This window comes from Peribacillus sp. NPDC097224 (genome assembly GCF_044761985.1).
Lineage (GTDB): Bacteria > Bacillota > Bacilli > Bacillales > DSM-1321 > Peribacillus.
This window is the reverse complement of sequence record NZ_JBIWDK010000005.1, coordinates 227040-243638: the sequence shown is the minus strand read 5'-3', so window position 1 is coordinate 243638 and position 16599 is coordinate 227040. Positions and strand designations below refer to the sequence as shown.

Annotated in this window: 20 protein-coding genes; 15 read left to right on the top strand and 5 right to left on the bottom strand. The window is 39.3% G+C overall.

The window, feature by feature from the left end:
- Positions 1–39: 39 nt before the first annotated feature.
- The gene (locus ACIQXR_RS12335) at positions 40–1023 is read right to left on the bottom strand and encodes a COX15/CtaA family protein (protein ID WP_402868112.1); all 984 of its coding nucleotides are present in this window, start codon (positions 1021–1023) and stop codon (positions 40–42) included.
- 636 nt (positions 1024–1659) lie between these two features.
- Here ACIQXR_RS12335 and cyoE point away from each other — a divergent pair.
- The 7 genes from cyoE (at position 1660) to ACIQXR_RS12300 (ending at position 8557) form a co-directional block, all read left to right on the top strand.
- Positions 1660–2598, top strand: a complete 939-nt coding sequence (gene cyoE / locus ACIQXR_RS12330; protein WP_403080050.1) for a heme o synthase — start codon at positions 1660–1662, stop codon at positions 2596–2598.
- A 259-nt stretch (positions 2599–2857) separates the two neighbouring features.
- Positions 2858–3940, top strand: coding sequence for a cytochrome c oxidase subunit II (gene coxB, locus ACIQXR_RS12325; protein WP_403080048.1), 1083 nt, complete (start codon positions 2858–2860; stop codon positions 3938–3940).
- 24 nt (positions 3941–3964) lie between these two features.
- On the top strand, positions 3965–5836 hold the full coding sequence (gene ctaD, locus ACIQXR_RS12320; protein WP_402868116.1) for a cytochrome c oxidase subunit I: 1872 nt from the start codon (positions 3965–3967) through the stop codon (positions 5834–5836).
- A complete protein-coding gene (locus ACIQXR_RS12315) occupies positions 5836–6465 on the top strand; it encodes a cytochrome (ubi)quinol oxidase subunit III (RefSeq protein ID WP_402868118.1) in 630 nt (209 codons plus the stop codon). The genes ctaD and ACIQXR_RS12315 overlap by 1 nt, the downstream gene beginning before the upstream one ends.
- Positions 6466–6468: 3 nt before the next feature.
- Complete coding sequence (gene ctaF / locus ACIQXR_RS12310; RefSeq protein ID WP_402868119.1) at positions 6469–6804, top strand: cytochrome c oxidase subunit IVB; 336 nt, start codon at positions 6469–6471, stop codon at positions 6802–6804.
- Positions 6805–6953: 149 nt separating this feature from the next.
- The gene (gene ctaG / locus ACIQXR_RS12305) at positions 6954–7856 is read left to right on the top strand and encodes a cytochrome c oxidase assembly factor CtaG (RefSeq protein WP_402868121.1); all 903 of its coding nucleotides are present in this window, start codon (positions 6954–6956) and stop codon (positions 7854–7856) included.
- A gap of 239 nt (positions 7857–8095) precedes the next feature.
- Positions 8096–8557, top strand: coding sequence for a DUF420 domain-containing protein (locus ACIQXR_RS12300; RefSeq protein WP_402868122.1), 462 nt, complete (start codon positions 8096–8098; stop codon positions 8555–8557).
- A gap of 104 nt (positions 8558–8661) precedes the next feature.
- Here the strand turns inward: ACIQXR_RS12300 and ACIQXR_RS12295 are convergent, their stop codons facing one another.
- On the bottom strand, positions 8662–9024 hold the full coding sequence (locus ACIQXR_RS12295; RefSeq protein WP_402868123.1) for a YugN family protein: 363 nt from the start codon (positions 9022–9024) through the stop codon (positions 8662–8664).
- Positions 9025–9356: 332 nt separating this feature from the next.
- On the opposite strand from ACIQXR_RS12295, the gene ACIQXR_RS12290 reads away from it, so the two are divergent.
- Positions 9357–10394, top strand: coding sequence for a CAP domain-containing protein (locus ACIQXR_RS12290; RefSeq protein ID WP_402868125.1), 1038 nt, complete (start codon positions 9357–9359; stop codon positions 10392–10394).
- Between the two features lie 22 nt (positions 10395–10416).
- On the opposite strand, the gene ACIQXR_RS12285 is transcribed toward ACIQXR_RS12290, so the two are convergent.
- A complete protein-coding gene (locus ACIQXR_RS12285) occupies positions 10417–10917 on the bottom strand; it encodes a PaaI family thioesterase (protein WP_402868126.1) in 501 nt (166 codons plus the stop codon).
- 125 nt (positions 10918–11042) lie between these two features.
- On the opposite strand from ACIQXR_RS12285, the gene ACIQXR_RS12280 reads away from it, so the two are divergent.
- From ACIQXR_RS12280 to ACIQXR_RS12260, 5 genes are all read left to right on the top strand, one after another.
- Positions 11043–11477 (top strand): YlbD family protein, encoded by a 435-nt coding sequence (locus ACIQXR_RS12280; RefSeq protein WP_402868128.1) that lies wholly within the window; start codon positions 11043–11045, stop codon positions 11475–11477.
- A 24-nt stretch (positions 11478–11501) separates the two neighbouring features.
- Positions 11502–11744 carry a YlbE-like family protein gene (locus ACIQXR_RS12275; RefSeq protein ID WP_402868130.1) on the top strand — a complete coding sequence of 81 codons (243 nt, stop codon included), beginning with the start codon at positions 11502–11504 and terminating at the stop codon, positions 11742–11744.
- Between the two features lie 60 nt (positions 11745–11804).
- On the top strand, positions 11805–12224 hold the full coding sequence (locus ACIQXR_RS12270; RefSeq protein WP_402868132.1) for a hypothetical protein: 420 nt from the start codon (positions 11805–11807) through the stop codon (positions 12222–12224).
- A gap of 60 nt (positions 12225–12284) precedes the next feature.
- Complete coding sequence (locus ACIQXR_RS12265) at positions 12285–12734, top strand: YlbF/YmcA family competence regulator (RefSeq protein ID WP_402868134.1); 450 nt, start codon at positions 12285–12287, stop codon at positions 12732–12734.
- Positions 12735–12983: 249 nt separating this feature from the next.
- Complete coding sequence (locus ACIQXR_RS12260) at positions 12984–13259, top strand: YlbG family protein (protein WP_402868136.1); 276 nt, start codon at positions 12984–12986, stop codon at positions 13257–13259.
- A 40-nt stretch (positions 13260–13299) separates the two neighbouring features.
- Here ACIQXR_RS12260 and ACIQXR_RS12255 read toward each other — a convergent pair whose 3' ends face one another.
- Entirely contained in the window at positions 13300–13689 is a 390-nt protein-coding gene (locus ACIQXR_RS12255; RefSeq protein WP_402868138.1) for a DUF7147 family protein, read from the bottom strand.
- 468 nt (positions 13690–14157) lie between these two features.
- On the opposite strand from ACIQXR_RS12255, the gene rsmD reads away from it, so the two are divergent.
- Positions 14158–14721 (top strand): 16S rRNA (guanine(966)-N(2))-methyltransferase RsmD, encoded by a 564-nt coding sequence (rsmD, locus tag ACIQXR_RS12250; protein ID WP_402868565.1) that lies wholly within the window; start codon positions 14158–14160, stop codon positions 14719–14721.
- 12 nt (positions 14722–14733) lie between these two features.
- Entirely contained in the window at positions 14734–15225 is a 492-nt protein-coding gene (gene coaD, locus ACIQXR_RS12245) for a pantetheine-phosphate adenylyltransferase (protein WP_402868140.1), read from the top strand.
- A gap of 39 nt (positions 15226–15264) precedes the next feature.
- On the opposite strand, the gene ylbJ is transcribed toward coaD, so the two are convergent.
- Complete coding sequence (gene ylbJ / locus ACIQXR_RS12240) at positions 15265–16494, bottom strand: sporulation integral membrane protein YlbJ (protein WP_402868142.1); 1230 nt, start codon at positions 16492–16494, stop codon at positions 15265–15267.
- Positions 16495–16599 lie beyond the last annotated feature (105 nt).

The following is a 16599-nucleotide window of genomic DNA, read 5'->3' as shown; positions in this document are numbered from 1 at the left end:
GGCTTTTTGTATACCTGCTATTGTTTGAAAAGTCAGACGTCATCTGGCAGGAATGGTCGGTGATACAATTCCCTCATCTCGTTCATTAATAGAAGAAACTTGATTCTCCTTTTCAATAAGTAATGCGTTTTTCTTGCTTCTTGTAGTGAGAAGAAGCAAATAGCTCATCACCCCGAAAAAACAGGCTATAAATAAAGCATGTGCCAATGCAATATATAGATTTTGTTTAGAAAAGATAATGAAAGCTCCGGCGGTTACTTGTAAAAAGACTAAAATGAATGCTGCATTCCAACCACCATATATGACCCGTTGATGTTTATAGTGTTTATGTGCCAAAAAGGTAGCGTAGGAAACCCATAAGAAAATCATCCCTGCTATCGCCCTATGACCCATTTGTATCCATTCATAGGTGTTAGTAGGTAGGAAGGTTCCATTCCCACATAGAGGCCAATCTTTACATATAAGACTAGATTCAGTATGTCTTACGAGAGCACCGGTATATACGACCAGTAAACAAAAAATCAAAATGCCGGTAATGTGAAATCCCATTCTTTTGTCAACAATCAGTTTATCAGCCTCAAACTTCTTGTCCACTTCGAAAATCAATAGGGTTAATAAAAATACGGAAGCAAAGGATATAAGGGAAATACCAAAGTGGAGAGCCAAAACAAAATCAGATTGAGACCAAAGAACTGCAGCAGCTCCTATTAATCCTTGAAGAACTAGGAAGCCGAATGAAAGAATCGATAGAAAGCGGGCTTCGCGAATATGACCTATTTTTCGCCAAGACATAACTGATAAAAGCAGCACCATGAATCCGCCTACACCTGAGACAACCCGATGGGAGAGTTCAATAACCAATGCGAACGTAATTTTTTCGGGGATTAATTGACCATTACATAATGGCCATGATCTACCACAGCCCATGCCGGAATCGGTCTTTGTGACTAAGGCTCCCCCTATTAAGATAAAGAGCATTACAATCGTAGTTAAAACAGCAAACCATTTAAGTGACGATTTCACCAGTAGTCCCACCTTTTTCTTGGAGTCATATTAGTTAGTTTTATTAAATCCATACCATATTATCATATCATAATGTAATTGATAAATATTTGTAGAACCTCCTCGATATTACACAAAATAGTATGATTTTACAAGTTCGAAAAAAAGTGCATCCCTAAATGCTACCATCAATATGGATTGAAACTCAGAAGGGAATTTGATAAAAATTGAAGAAGTGGGGATGGTAAAAAAGAGTGAAATGGGGGAATATGTAGGATATTTCCAAAATGATCGCCACATGGCGATTTAAGTGAAATTCATGATGTTTACAGTATTTTCATCGAAAAATAACTCGACACAATTTGGTCAAAAATTATTCGAAAAAATTTCACAAAAGCTTCCAAAAATGTGTTTTAATATATTGAAGAAATGATTTTACTAATTTTTACTGTTATGGATGAACACTATATAGTATAGTTGCTTTGAATGGTTTCTTAAATTGTCAATGATATAGGCAAAAAGTAAATTATTTACTTTTTGTTTGCGCTTCCTTGGTTACAAATATAGAAAAGTATGAAATAATGATTTATAGTTATGTACTAAGTGTGCTACCTTTTACTTTTGCATGTTTTTGAGTGATTCAAAGGAGGAAAACAAATGTCAGAAACAAGGGGTATGTCAGAAGCTGTCTTGAAGGACAGTAAAGCCACCCTTCAATCGGATATACCAAAAACTACAGCCTGGAAAGACTTTCTGGCACTTATTAAAGTGGGGATTGTCAATTCAAATATAATCACGGCTTTTACTGGGGTGTGGTTAGCGATTCACTTTGCAGGACTTAGCTTTTTTAGTAATCTTGATGTGGTGTTCTATACTCTTGCAGGCTCGGCTCTTATCATGGCTGGATCTTGCAGTTTTAATAATTACTATGATCGGGATATCGATCATTTGATGGAACGAACAAAAAACCGTCCTACTGTAACTGGAAAAGCACAACCTTCCAGGGTGTTGTTCCTAAGTTTTGGCTTGATTATTACAGGACTTATTTTACTTGCCTTGACTAATATGACGACGCTATTGATTGGGGCGTTTGGCGTATTCGCCTATGTGGTTCTTTATACGATGATTTTCAAAAGAAGATTTGTTTCGAATACCATAATAGGCAGTATCTCGGGAGCGGTCCCACCCCTGATTGGATGGGCAGCGATCGATCCAAACCTTGATGCGATTGCGTGGGTTTTATTCGCTATCATGTTCCTTTGGCAGCCCCCACATTTTTACGCCCTTGCAATGAGGCGGGTTGAGGAATATCGGGCAGCTGGGGTTCCAATGCTTCCTGTTGTAAAAGGCTTTAAAAGGGCAAAAAAATCAATTATAGTATGGATCATTGCTTTAATGTTCATTCCATTCTTTTTAACTCCCTTAGGCACTCCATTAGTTGTCTTGGCCGCACTATTAAGTACCGGCTGGCTTATTTTGGGATTGAAGGGGTATAAAAAGAAAGATGATATTAAGTGGGCAACTTCCATGTTTGTATATTCGCTTAATTATATGACTATATTATTTGTAGCGATGGTTATCGTTACACTTATTTAAACTTAGTATATATCATAGGGTTGTAGCCCGTTTGTTAATGGGCTGCACCTTACTTGATAATAAATTGGACACTGACCGCTATACATATTATTCAGAAAAACATCATGAGATTCCATCCTTAGAGCGGTTTGATTCACTAGAGTAATCCTTAGTTTAGGGATTCTTTCTTTTAAAGAAATTGACATAGAGAGAATATTCGCAATAGCGCCCATTTTGAATTTTGTGAGAAAATTTTGATGAAAGAGGGGTTTCTGAAGCTATGAAAAAAAGGCTGCACAAATGGCGCCTAATTGCTTTGCTGGGTATAGTAGGACTTGTCCTTTCGGGCTGCGGTGAACCATTCCTATCCACGCTGAAGCCAGCTGGCGATGTTGCGCAAACACAGTTTGATTTACTGGTATTGAGCACATTAATCATGGTACTGGTGATTATTGTAGTAATCATTTTATTCGTTGTAGTTTTATTCCGCTTCCGCCGAAAGAAAGGCGACGAGACAATACCGAAACAAATTGAAGGAAGTCACAAACTCGAAATTATTTGGACTGTTATTCCTATCCTTCTTTTGATTGTTCTGGCTGTTCCGACTGTCGTTACCACTTTTGACTTAGCTGACACTAGTGCAATGGATAAGAAAGATAAAGATGGAAAAACGAAGGATGCTTTGGTGGTCAACGTTAGGGCAAACCTTTATTGGTGGGAATTTGAATATCCAGACCTAGGTGTAATTACCAGTCAGGATTTGGTCGTTCCGACTGATCAGAAAGTTTATTTCAATTTGACAGCTTCAGATGTTAAACATTCATTTTGGATTCCGGCTGCCGGAGGGAAAATGGATACGAACACTGATGGAGTCAATTCATTTTTCTTAGAATTCGATAGCGAAAAGGCAGAAAATTCTAACGATTTATTCTATGGGAAATGTGCTGAGCTTTGCGGGCCATCCCATGCATTGATGGATTTTAAGGTCGTTACGAAATCAAAAGCTGACTTCGAAGCTTGGACTAAAGATATGAAGACTGCAAAAGCAACTGTGGCAAAAGGGGATGTTGCTAAGCAAGGGGAAGAGGTCTTCAATAAAAGCTGTATCGGATGTCATGCGGTTACCCCAAATGACAGTAGACCTGAAGCAGCCCGTCAAGCTCCAAACCTGGCTACATTCGGCGAACGTGAACGAGTGGCGGGAGTATTGGATCACACGGAAGAAAACGTGAAAAAATGGATCAAAAATCCTGAAAAGTATAAACCGGGTAACACAATGACCGGTACTTACGGCGAGCTTTCTGATTCAGAAATTAATGCACTGACAGCTTACCTTTTAGAGCTCAAGGTGGAAGAAAAATAGAACATTGATTAAGGAGGTTAAATCGTGAGTACGCACGCTAATAAAAAAGGTTTTGGCGCTACGATTTGGGATTACCTAACAACGGTAGACCATAAGAAAATCGCCATTTTATATCTAATTGCAGGCGGATTATTCTTTGTGATCGGCGGTTTGGAAGCAATGTTCATCCGTATCCAGCTGGCAATCCCGAATAATGATTTTGTAAGTGCCGGGTTTTATAACGAAATATTGACCATGCACGGCACGACGATGATTTTCCTGGCGGCCATGCCGTTGGTATTTGCGGTAATGAATGCAGTTGTGCCGCTACAAATTGGGGCACGTGATGTTGCGTTCCCATTTTTAAACTCATTAGGTTTCTGGTTGTTTTTCTTCGGGGGTATCTTTTTAAATCTTTCATGGTTTTTAGGTGGAGCCCCTGATGCAGGCTGGACATCTTATGCATCTTTATCCCTTCACTCTGAAGGGCATGGTATTGATTTTTATGTACTGGGACTACAGATTTCCGGTTTGGGAACCTTAATTGCAGGGATTAACTTCCTTGTGACCATAATCAATATGCGTACGCCAGGAATGACCTATATGCGTATGCCACTATTTACATGGTCAACATTTGTTGTTTCTGCATTAATATTATTTGCCTTCCCACCACTTACTGTCGGGCTAGTATTAATGATGTTTGACAGGATGTTCGGAGCCAACTTCTTCGATGTCGCAGCCGGGGGTAATACGATTATTTGGGAGCATTTATTCTGGATATTCGGTCACCCGGAAGTGTATATCTTGATCTTGCCTGCTTTCGGTATATTCTCTGAAATCTTTGCAACTTTTTCGAGAAAAAGATTATTCGGTTATTCATCCATGGTGTTTGCAACCGTCTTAATTGGTTTCTTAGGTTTCATGGTATGGGCACATCATATGTTCACCACTGGTTTAGGACCTATTGCAAATGCAATCTTTGCCGTTGCCACTATGGCAATTGCGGTACCTACCGGTATTAAGATTTTCAACTGGATCTTCACGATGTGGGGCGGAAGTGTGAAATTCACGGTTCCAATGCTTTATGCCGTCGCCTTTATCCCTTCCTTCACAATGGGTGGCGTGACAGGTATCATGAATGCAGCTGCACCAGCTGATTACCAGTTTCATGATAGTTATTTCGTCGTTGCCCATTTCCACTATGTAATCGTCGGTGGGGTTGTATTGGGTTTATTGGCGGGGATTACGTTCTATTGGCCGAAAATGTTTGGAACGATGTTAAATGAAGGCTTAGGGAAAATCACTTTTTGGACTTTCTTGATTGGTTTCCATTTAACATTCTTTATTCAACATTTCCTTGGTCTAATGGGGATGCCACGTCGTGTATTCACATTCTTGGATAACCAAGGACTTAATACAGGAAATATGATTAGTACAGTAGGGGCTTTCCTAATGGCATTTGCTGTCATCGTTTTAGTCATAAATGTTATCATTACGTCTGTTAAAAACGTCAAGGTCGGCAATGATCCTTGGGGAGATGGCCGTACTCTTGAATGGGCCATCCCATCACCGCCGCCATTCTACAATTTCAAGCAACTTCCGCTTGTCCGCGGGTTAGATCCATATTGGGTCGAGAAAATGGAAGGTAAAAAGGAAATGACGCCAGCAGAGCCACTTGGTGATATTCATATGCCTAATAATTCTATCCTTCCTGTAGTAATTTCATTCGGTTTATTTGTAGCCGCATTTGGTGCTTTATATAATATGGATGATAAAAATTGGACCTTGCCTGTAATCATAATCGGGCTTTTGATTACATTTGGTTCCATGTTCATACGTTCTGTCAAAGACGACCATGGATATCATATTCATAAAGAAGACCTTATGGACGATGATGATAAGGAGGTTAAGGCATAATGCAAGCAGATGAAAAATTCACGGATGCTACTTGGCCTGCTTCTCCTGAGAAAGCGACTTTAGAAGGTAAAAATAAATATTTAGGATTCTGGTTGTTTCTTGGTGGAGAGACGGTATTATTCGCTTCACTTTTTGCTACGTATCTTGCATTAAAGGATAAAGTTCCTAATGAAAATGCAGCACTGGCAAAAGATCTATTCGAATTACCTCTTACGTTTGTTGCGACCATGCTTTTGCTGACTAGTTCATTAACAAGCGTGTACGCAATGTATCACATGAAAAATAATCATTTTAAACAAATGCAAGCTTGGATCGTTATCACTGTGGCATTAGGTTTTGGTTTCCTCGGTCTTGAGATTTATGAATTTAACCACTATGTTCATGAATTTAAGCATACTTTTACTAGTAGTGCATTCGGTTCGGCGTTCTATACGTTAGTCGGATTTCATGGAGGACACGTTGCCTTCGGTTTAATGTGGTTCATATCCCTGATGCTCCGAAATGCGAAAAGGGGATTGAATTTATATAATGCCCCTAAATTTTATGTGGCAAGTCTTTACTGGCATTTCATTGACGTTGTTTGGGTATTTATCTTTACAGTCGTATATTTAATGGGAATGGTGGGATAACTGATGGCGAATGAACAGTCAAATTCAGCAAACCCGAATGTCGATTTAAAATATCGTCGTAAGAAAAATGCTGAAGAGATGAAGCATCAAGTAATTACTTTTAGTCTTATGATTTTCTTAACTTTAGTGGCATTTGCCGCTGTAGGAATAGAAGGTTTTTCACATTGGTTCATTAAGCCAGTCATTTTATTGCTGGCAGTTATACAAGTCATTTTCCAGCTTTATTATTTTATGCATATGAAGCATAAAGGTCATGGCACTATTACATTGTTTCTCTTTTCCGGCCTTGCAGTCGGATTGATTACAGTGCTAGCTTTTATCACGATTGTCTGGATATGATAGATAGGGACCGGCTATTTTTAAAATAGCCGGTTTTCTTATAATTATCGCCCAGTAAAATCCAGGTTTATCTATATTTGTTACTGTGGTTTATTTTAGGTATAATAGAAGGATAGTAATGGAAAAAAGTTTACGAACGAGGTGATTTTATGTCTATTGATATTTTTGGCTTTCGTGCTTTATGGAGTCCATTTTACTTTGCCGCCCTCGTACTTATTACCATTGGCTATTTTTTGATGGTGACAAAGTACAGGAATAGATTTGAGGATAGTTCACCGGTTCCCTTGAAACAGGTAGTCTATTTCTTAATGGCCATGATTCTTCTTTATGTGGTCAAGGGGTCGCCTATCGATTTGCTCAGTCATATCATGTTCAGTGCACATATGTTTCAAATGGCACTGCTTTACTTGGTGATACCTCCCTTATTTATCATTGCGATACCCACATGGGTGTGGAGATCTTTAATAGATATAAGGGGAATGAAGTCGCTGTTTCGCTTCTTCACGAAGCCTCTCTTTGCACTTATGCTATTTAATGTTCTTTTTTCGCTGTATCATATCCCATTGGTATTCGATTTCATCAAAACTGGCATGTTGGTCCATGCAGGCTATACGGTGATTTTATTTGTGGCAGCTGTTTTGATGTGGTTTCCTTTGGTTAATCAGCTTCCTGAATATGAAAGCCTTTCGGGGGTTAAAAAAGTAGCATATATTTTTGGTAGTGGCATTTTAATGACCCCTGCGTGTGCATTGATCATTTTTGCCGATTATCCAATGTATGATACGTTCACTAATGCTGAATCTTGGGCTAGTGCCATGGAACTGTGCGTGCCTGCATCGGCATTGTCAGGCCTGACGCTCAGTGGTCCAGAAATGTTTAATGGGCTGCCTTTGCTTGAAGACCAACAGCTAGGTGGAGTATTGATGAAGGTCATTCAAGAAATCGTTTTAGGATATGTTCTAGGTGTCATTTTCTTTGCTTGGTTCAAGAAGGAGAATGGCGGTGAAAGCGAAATTGACCCTATTCCTACAGATTTCCAGACTGTAGAATGATCATTTCGTGAAAGACTTGTCTACTGAGTGGACAAGTCTTTCATTTGCCTTGTTAGGGGTTTCCGGTAGTCTTACTTCAAAATATAGGCTAAACATGAAACCCAAGGAAAGGCTAGTTATTTGACTTGGTTTTTTGATAAAAGTGAGCATTGTGTTAAGTTTGCTTGCTTTTATTGAATTTTATGAATACCTCTTATAGAATAATAGATGATTAATAAATATAGAGAGGACTACATCTTATGTCTTTACCGATTCTTCCAACAATTAGCACAGCTTTCATTGTATTAAGTTCAATCACGGTTGCAATAGGCTGGTACCAAATTAAACAGCGCAGAACAGAGACACATAAAAAGACCATGATAGTGGCCGCGATTTTTGCGATAATTTTCTTCACTATCTACCTTTCTCGTACGATTTTCGTTGGTAATACATCTTTCGGAGGACCGGATGATATTAAAATTTATTACACGATCTTTTTGATTTTCCATATCACACTTGCGACTACCGGGGCAGTACTTGGAATCATTATGCTGACAACAGGTTTAAAAGGTAAGTATGCGATTCATAGAAAAATCGGTCCTACGACTAGCATTATTTGGTTTTTCACTGGAATCACTGGTTTGGCCGTTTATCTTTTACTATATGTCATTTATCACGGTGGAGAGACAACATCACTGATTAAAGCGATTCTTGGATCATAAAACTAAAAAAGGCCTGATGTGTAAAAACATCAGGCCTTTTTGATACAAGAAAAGAGGGATGTTCAGAGATTCCTCTCTTCTGTTTGTTCAGTTTCCAGTCACTTTTACAGTCCATTAAATTGTGTAAGTTCCTCTTTAACCTGAGCCAGGATTTTTTCACACTGTTTCACTAATGAAGGGGGGAAGAACTCTCCTTCTCCATATTCAATGCCATGTGGATAATAGTGTTTTCCTAAAAGTGGAACCATTAGTTTCATTGTGGCCCTATGAGCCCCCACATCACCTTCGACGGCATAGCCTAGTATACGCAGATAAAAAGTGCCTTCTCTCAATTCGAATTTACGGTCATAACTTACTCTCTCATAGTCCCATTGTTCGGCACGTATTAAACCGTATTCCGGCATTAGGTCATCTAATCGGTTTAAGTCGGCTGTGATGTTCTCAATTCCAAAGCTTTCAAATTTCACGAGTAGTACCTCCTATTTTTGCATTTGGGAATTAAAATGACATACAAGGAAAATATTATGTAGTGAAAGTAACGAAAATTCCCCAAGCATATTTATAATATACCATTTTATCCTATATTTTATAATAGTATGAAATGATGGAAGTTGCAATGAACTCGACATTGTATTTTTATGATTCACAAAAGTTCCATTTTTGCAAAATTAAAAAATGATGTAATCTATCGTTAAATAGAAAATTATGATGGAACAATGTTATAATCAGGAAAGAAAGCTAGTATTAGATACATAAGCATAGAGAGAGGGTGTGTCCTCTGCGCAGGTTCGGAAAGGTGATGCTGTTAAGTATTGTTTTTTTCATAATCGGCATTTATACGAATATCGGTCTGGAGGAAAAGCTGAATCCTCTCATAGATGGAAACAAAGATGTTAATCCTAACGATACGATAAATGAAAAGAATCCGCATATGGAGAAAGATGAAGTAATGGCTAAAGAAGGATTAGCGATTACAATTGGGAAGAATATAAAAGAGGTCAAAAAGGAATTCGGTGAACCGGATCGAATTGATATGTCCGCATATGGATATGATTGGTGGATATATAATAAAGATTATAATGACTATTTTCAATTGGCCATGGAAAATGGGAAAGTCGTTTCTGCATACGGAATTGGGGACAATGTGAATATTTCCCCTTTTAAAATCGGCCAATCCATTGATGCTATCTATTCTAGCTTATATATAGAACCAACGGTTGATATAGAGGCTGGCGATAGCGTCTACCGTTTCGAATTGTCTGAAGAGGATATGAATATGAGACCATTGATAGAACTTGGGGATATTCATGTTCAGTTGTATTTAGATAAGTTTTCTGGAACCGTTTCGAGTGTCCGGTTTTTGGATGATTCCACTCTTTTAAAACAGCAGCCATATGAGCTGACCTATCATGGTTCGCTAGTGCCTGTTAAGGATCTTTCCGAAGAGGAATGGACTAATGTGAGAGTAGGGAATGAACGGCAAATATTTGATATTGCGAATATCATGCGTAGTAGGTTTGATTTGAAGCCATTAAATTGGAATGATTCAATTGCAAAGATTGCTTACCTTAATAGCCAAGAGATGAAAGGCACTCAGGAAGAAACACAAGTCTCTGAAACCAAAGGGGATTTAGCTGACCGATTAAAAGCGGGGAATATCCAGTATAGTGCGGCAGGCGAAAATATTGCAGCAAATTATGTGGATGCAGCGGCTGTTATGGAAGGCTGGCTGAATAGCGAGGGTCATCGGGAAACGATGTTGAGTGAAGAGTTTACCGATTTAGGTGTAGGGGTTTATAAAAAGTATTACACACAGAACTTTATTGCGAAGAAATAAACGGATCCTTCTGGGATCCGTTTTATTGTCCTTTCATATTCACGATGAAAAAACTACCAGTGGAAACGGCACAAAGTAATCCGTCATCTCGATAAACCTTTCCTTCAAGAATGATGGTTTTATTGCCTGTATGCATAATGTTACACGTACAAGTCAACTGTTCACCGATAGCAGGTTTTACATATCGTACCTGAATGTCCGTTGTCAAAGTAGCATAACCCTCTGGGACTGTCGAGCCGGCAAGAGTGCCCATTGCTGAGTCAATTAGTGTGGCGATGATTCCTCCGTGAGTGATGTTCAATTCATTATGGGATAAAGGGGTGATAGGCATCACCATCGAAAGAGATGTGCCGTCGTGGCTAACCTGTTTGTTAAGCTTAAGGAGATTGGAGATATAGGAGTATTTATCATTTTTTCTTTTCTCCTTCAGGCTGGAGATGATTCCTGATAATACGCGTAGATCTGCTTCATCGGCCGTGATTGCCAAGTTCTTGAAATCCTCGACAAGTGCTTCTATACTCATAAAAAACATCCTTTTTTCCAATATTATACTATATGTAGCCGGATGAATGAATAAGATCCATGCACTTTTTCATACATAGAGGCATATCGTAAAATAGGCGATGTCTTAGTGTGAGGTGAAGAGTAATGGCAAAAAAAAAACGCCCCTCCATTGATGGATTTAGGGAGTTTGTCAAGGTGCATCCATATTTAGTGAATGAAGTGAGAAATAAGCAAGCAACATGGCAGGAGCTTTTTGAAGAATGGTACCTACTCGGTGAAGATCATCCACGCTGGCAGGCTGAGGACAGTGTGCAAGCTTCTGTAGGAAAGACTGAACCGGTGGTAACCGCCACAGAAAAGGGAGAGCAGAGCTCTGAGTTACTGGGTACGGTCATGAGTGCCGTTAAAAACATGGATATCGGACAAATACAACAATATATTTCAAGTGCCAACCAAGCAATTGGAGCCATTCAAGGTGTGCTATCGGCTTTCCAGGGAAATAAATCGGGCGGGGACTCCACTCCTCCGCCAAAAGCACCTGAGCAGAGAAGTAATCCATTTTTATTTAACAAGGATTAAGTAGCGGGAGGGAGGAAGGATTCCATGCGTCAAAATGTGTATGACTTCATCCAGACTAATGAGGATATGAAAAAGTATTTAAGGATTCAGCCTGCTTGGTATAAAAGGTTAATGCGTAATCCCCATGAGTTGGATAAATTTGAAACAGAAGCAAAGTACTTTTTTGAAAAATCAATTCCCCATCGAATCTCTAAATTCTCCGATAGTGTTCAGGTTGCTTCGATGATGCTCCATATGTTCCAAGCGATGAATGTACCAAGCGAATGAAGAAAAAAAGAGTAAATTACTCCTTTTGGCAAATAATATTGACAAAAGGGGGACGATGTCATGAAGAGAATGATTATAGTTCTAACAGTGCTGATGGCAGCAACAGGTTGTGGAAAGAAAATCCCTGAACCCAAAAATGTCTCGGCTGCTAGTGTTTCTGACCTTAAGGCTGCCACCACTGTACAAAGCGCCCAAACGATGGATGAGGATTTTAAAGTGAAGACTTTTGTCAAAGGAAACTCTGTATATGTGGAATGTTACCTGAACGACTATAGTTTTTCAGGAGATACTTCAAAACAGTTGGCCACTGTTTCTGTCCTTTTAGATGATAAAAAGAGAATCAATAAGCATACGGCAGCCTTTATCCTAAAAGATATTCCACATGGCGCGCATAAGATCAGGCTGGAGATATTGAATGACTCGGGTCAAAAAACGGGTCTGAATAAAGAGATCGAAGTACATATCACGTCCACTATGTAATCATAGCAATGGCATATGAAAAGAATAAATGGTAAAATGATGGTGGAGGTGAGCTTATTTATGCTTGCTACTATGGAAATTGTTGATATTTTACAACATGCAGACGGATTAGCAGAAACGATCCTTCATTCTGATATAGGGGAAAATTATCTTCTTAGTTTATATAAATTACAAAGCGATAAAGAGGCGCAAACAAAAATCTCCAAGTTTACTTCTCTAAAGGATCTTTTTGAAGATGTACAAAGGTTCGGTAAGTATCATCCGGACTATAAGCGCATCAATATGGAGACCCGAGAGGCAAAACGGGATATGGATATGCACCCTACCATTGCTGAGTTCAAGATGGCAGAAACGGAATTGCAGAGTATCCTAGATGAAATTAGTGGCTTAATCGGCCATGCTGTTTCGGAACAAGTGAAAACACCTGCAGGAAATCCATTTTTCGTATCTTCAGGCGGCTGCTCGTCAGGAAGTTGCGGAACAGGTGGAAGCTGTGGTTGTTCTGCATAAGATGATGAAAGCCTGGACATTTCACCAGGCTTTTTTTTTCGGCAAATGTTCATTTCACTCACGAGCAAGATACAGTCTGGACAATCATTACTTCTTAGTCACTCAATGGTTTTCATCCCCTTTTACTCATGACCCCGAAATGATTCATAATAGTAAGAGAATTTTGTTTATAATCATTTTTCTTGGTTGAAAGAAAGGATTCTGCTATGCTAAAATTAGTTAAAGCCTTTATAAAAGGGAGTTATTGATATGCTTGGAGCAAGACAAGGAATTATCGTCTATTTACATACATTAAAACAAGCCAAAATGCTTAGGAAGTTTGGAAATATCCATTACGTTTCAAAGAAGCTGAAATATGTCGTCCTTTATACGAACATGGATGAAGTTGAACCATTGGTTGAAAAGCTGAATAATTACTCCTTTGTCAAAAAGGTTGATCTTTCTTATAAACCTTTCCTTAAAATGGAATTCGAAAATTCTAAACCGGATAAGGCTAAGGAATACGATTATAAAATGGGTATCTAAAAAGTGCTGACTCGAGGAGTCAGCACTTTTTTTCATCTCTTCAGCCCAATGGCGGTAGGTATCTATTCATACGCAAAATACCTATCAAGTGCTGATAGTACAATTCTATTTCGGCGAAAAGTTTTGAAGACTTCACATCTATTTCTATAATTGGTCTGTCTAGTTCTTTAGCCAGATCTTCAAATAGTTGATATCGTTTATTGGCGGTAAAATGAGGGTTTGGGATCCCCTCACGGCAAATATATAGAGGTTGGAATTTTCCCGGATCTGTTGGTTGCATGACGATAACCAATGAAGTTACCTTTTTATCATCAAGCGTAGTATGCATGGCCAGCATCCTAGCTACACGGTGTTGCTGATTGCGCCCTACCTCGATCAGTTCATATATATCTGAATAACCTTGTCCAAGTTCTATAAAACGTTGAATCAATTAAACCTCTCCTCACTAACTTATCTTTCATTACTTTATCATTTTATCCCGTAAAAGAGAAGAGCCAACTTAAAGCTGAATCGGTTCTAAAAAGCCCATGATAACGGCAGTTTCATAAAAAAAACCCTGCACTTTCATGCAGGGTCCTTCTATGTCTAATTAAGGACCAGAAGGCAAAGGGAGAGGAGAAACCGGAGGAAGACTTATGGGGAAACGTAAGCCTTCTCCGCGGTTGGCAACAACACTTAATAAGTCATGTTGTTATTTTCATTATGACCAAAATCAGCTTATCTATTCAAACTATTAGAGATTTTAATGAGGAGGATATGCCCTTTTTATTTAAAGGGGGAATGTATTTAAATTGTTCTCGCTTAAACGGGTGTATTTGGCTTTTGTTATTGGCTAGTAATTTCTAATATGTTAGGATAGGAAAGTAACAGAAATTTGTCATAAAATGTGGTGAGAATGATGAGGGTCGTTTCCGGAAGTTGCAAAGGAAGACCACTTAAGGCTGTACCGGGTACAGGAACCCGGCCGACTACGGATAAAGTCAAGGAATCCATTTTTAACATGATTGGTCCTTATTTTGAGGGCGGGATTGTTTTAGACTTGTTTGCCGGCAGTGGTGGATTGGGAATCGAGTCCTTGAGCAGGGGGATGGATCGAGCTATCTTTGTAGACCGCGATTTTAAAGCTAACCAAACTGTCAAGGCGAACTTGGAACTATGTAAATTCACGGACTGTGCTGAGGTTTATAAAAATGATTCAGAACGTGCATTAAAGGCGTTGGTGAAAAGAGAAATGATCTTTGATTTGATTTTTCTTGATCCACCTTATAAAAAGCAAAAGCTCGTGGATTTATTGGAAGAGATACATAAAAACCGCTTGCTCAGCGATATGGGGTATATTGTTTGTGAGCATGGCGATGATGTTTCGTTGCCAGAACAAATTGGCGACTTTACAATCAAGAGAAAAGAAGTATATGGGAGTATTGCGGTAACGATTTATCAGTGGGGGAACGTACACGAATAGGGGGAACGATGAATGTCGAAAATAGCGATTTGTCCGGGAAGTTTTGATCCGATTACTTTTGGCCATCTTGATATCATTCAAAGGGGAGCTAACGTATTTGATGAGGTCTATGTAGTTGTTGTGAACAATTCAGCAAAACATTCACTGTTTACTGTAGAAGAGAGATTGAAGTTAATCACTGAAGCAACGGCTCATATGCCGAATGTTAAGGTGGATTCCTACCAGGGATTGACGGTCGATTATGCTGAAAGCGTTTCCGCCAATGCAATTATCAGGGGCTTGAGGGCGACTTCAGATTTTGAATATGAGATGCAAGGAACCTCGATGAATAGATTTTTGAACAACAATATTGAGTCATTTTTCATCATGACGAAAAATCAATATTCATTCTTAAGTTCCAGTATCGTAAAAGAGGTAGCGAAATATGGTGGGGATATAACAGAATTAGTACCGCCTGTTGTTCAGAAAGCTTTGACACAAAAGTACGAAGAACAAAAAGCATAGGAAAGAGAGCATGGCCCGCTTCGTGGACTGTGCTCTTTTTTATTTATGAAAGTCGCTGATGAGACGTTTAGCGAATAAGATGATGTAAATCATGAGAAAAGCGAGTGTGAGAAGCGGACCAAAATCCAACATGTATTGGTAAAGAGAATGTGCACGTTCTCCTGTAAATCCATTGACCGGGAAATCATTAATTACATTTCCATTGTAATCAGTGCCTCTATAGAAGGGTTCCCAGAGTATAACGGTAATAATGGCGGCAAAGAAGCCATGTGCAATTCTGGCCAGGAAAAATGGCATAAAACGAATATCGGTCGTTGCGATGATACTGGCCACTTGGGCTTGAATACTAAATCCATTGAAAGCAAGGATGAAACTAGTCATGATTGTCTGTTGCAGGAGGGTCGCATTTTCTATCTTGCTGGTTAATTTAGATCCAAGTGTCATTTCAAACATGCCTGAGATGAATGGAAGGCTTAAAGAATCGGGAAATTTCATGAGATGCAATATCCCTCCGATTCCTGTCGCAAGCAGGCTGGTTATATTCATATGAAATAAAAGTCGATTGACAACAGAAAATAGGATGATGAATCCACCTATCATAAGGAGCGTTTGAATGGAGGATAGAACGGCATCACCAAGCAACGTTCCAAACGGCCGGGTTTCTTTTAAGCGTGTGCGGTGCATTTGACTAAAGGCTTGTCTGATGGAAGGCAGTTTAGCTGTGCTTTTGGGCTGGAGTTTCCCCTTTTCCTCTTTTCTCCGATAAAAGCGCATCAAAATCCCTACACACAGATTGCCTAAATAATGGGCAAGTGCCAGGATGATGCCCAAGTGGGGATTGTGGAAAAATCCTACGGCAACTGCAACGAATAGGAACAGAGGGTTGGATGAATTAGTGAAGCAAACGAGTCTTTCCGCTTCAATTTGGCTGACTTGTTTCTCTTGACGGAGCCTTACCGTGAATTTGGCTCCTGCCGGAAAACCTGATGCAAGCCCCATAGCCCATACAAACCCTCCAACACCGGGTACGCGGAATAAGGGTCGCATGAAAGGTTCGAGTATCACACCGATGAACTTGACTACGCCAAAGCTAATTAATAACTCCGAAAAAATCAAGAAAGGAAGGAGGGAGGGAAAAACAATTTTCCACCACATATTTAATCCACCTTTAGAAGCGTCAAAGGATTCCTGGGGGAAGATGACTAAGCCAACTGCCATCATGGTAACCGTGATGGCTAATACTATTGTTTTAGATTTTGATTTAAGCAAGTTCTGAGCCTCCTCCTAAAAGGGTTACGAATAGCGTAGGGTCTACTGGTAAAACATGATAAAATGTAGATAATAGATACAGTGAAAGGCTATATGCTTCGGAAA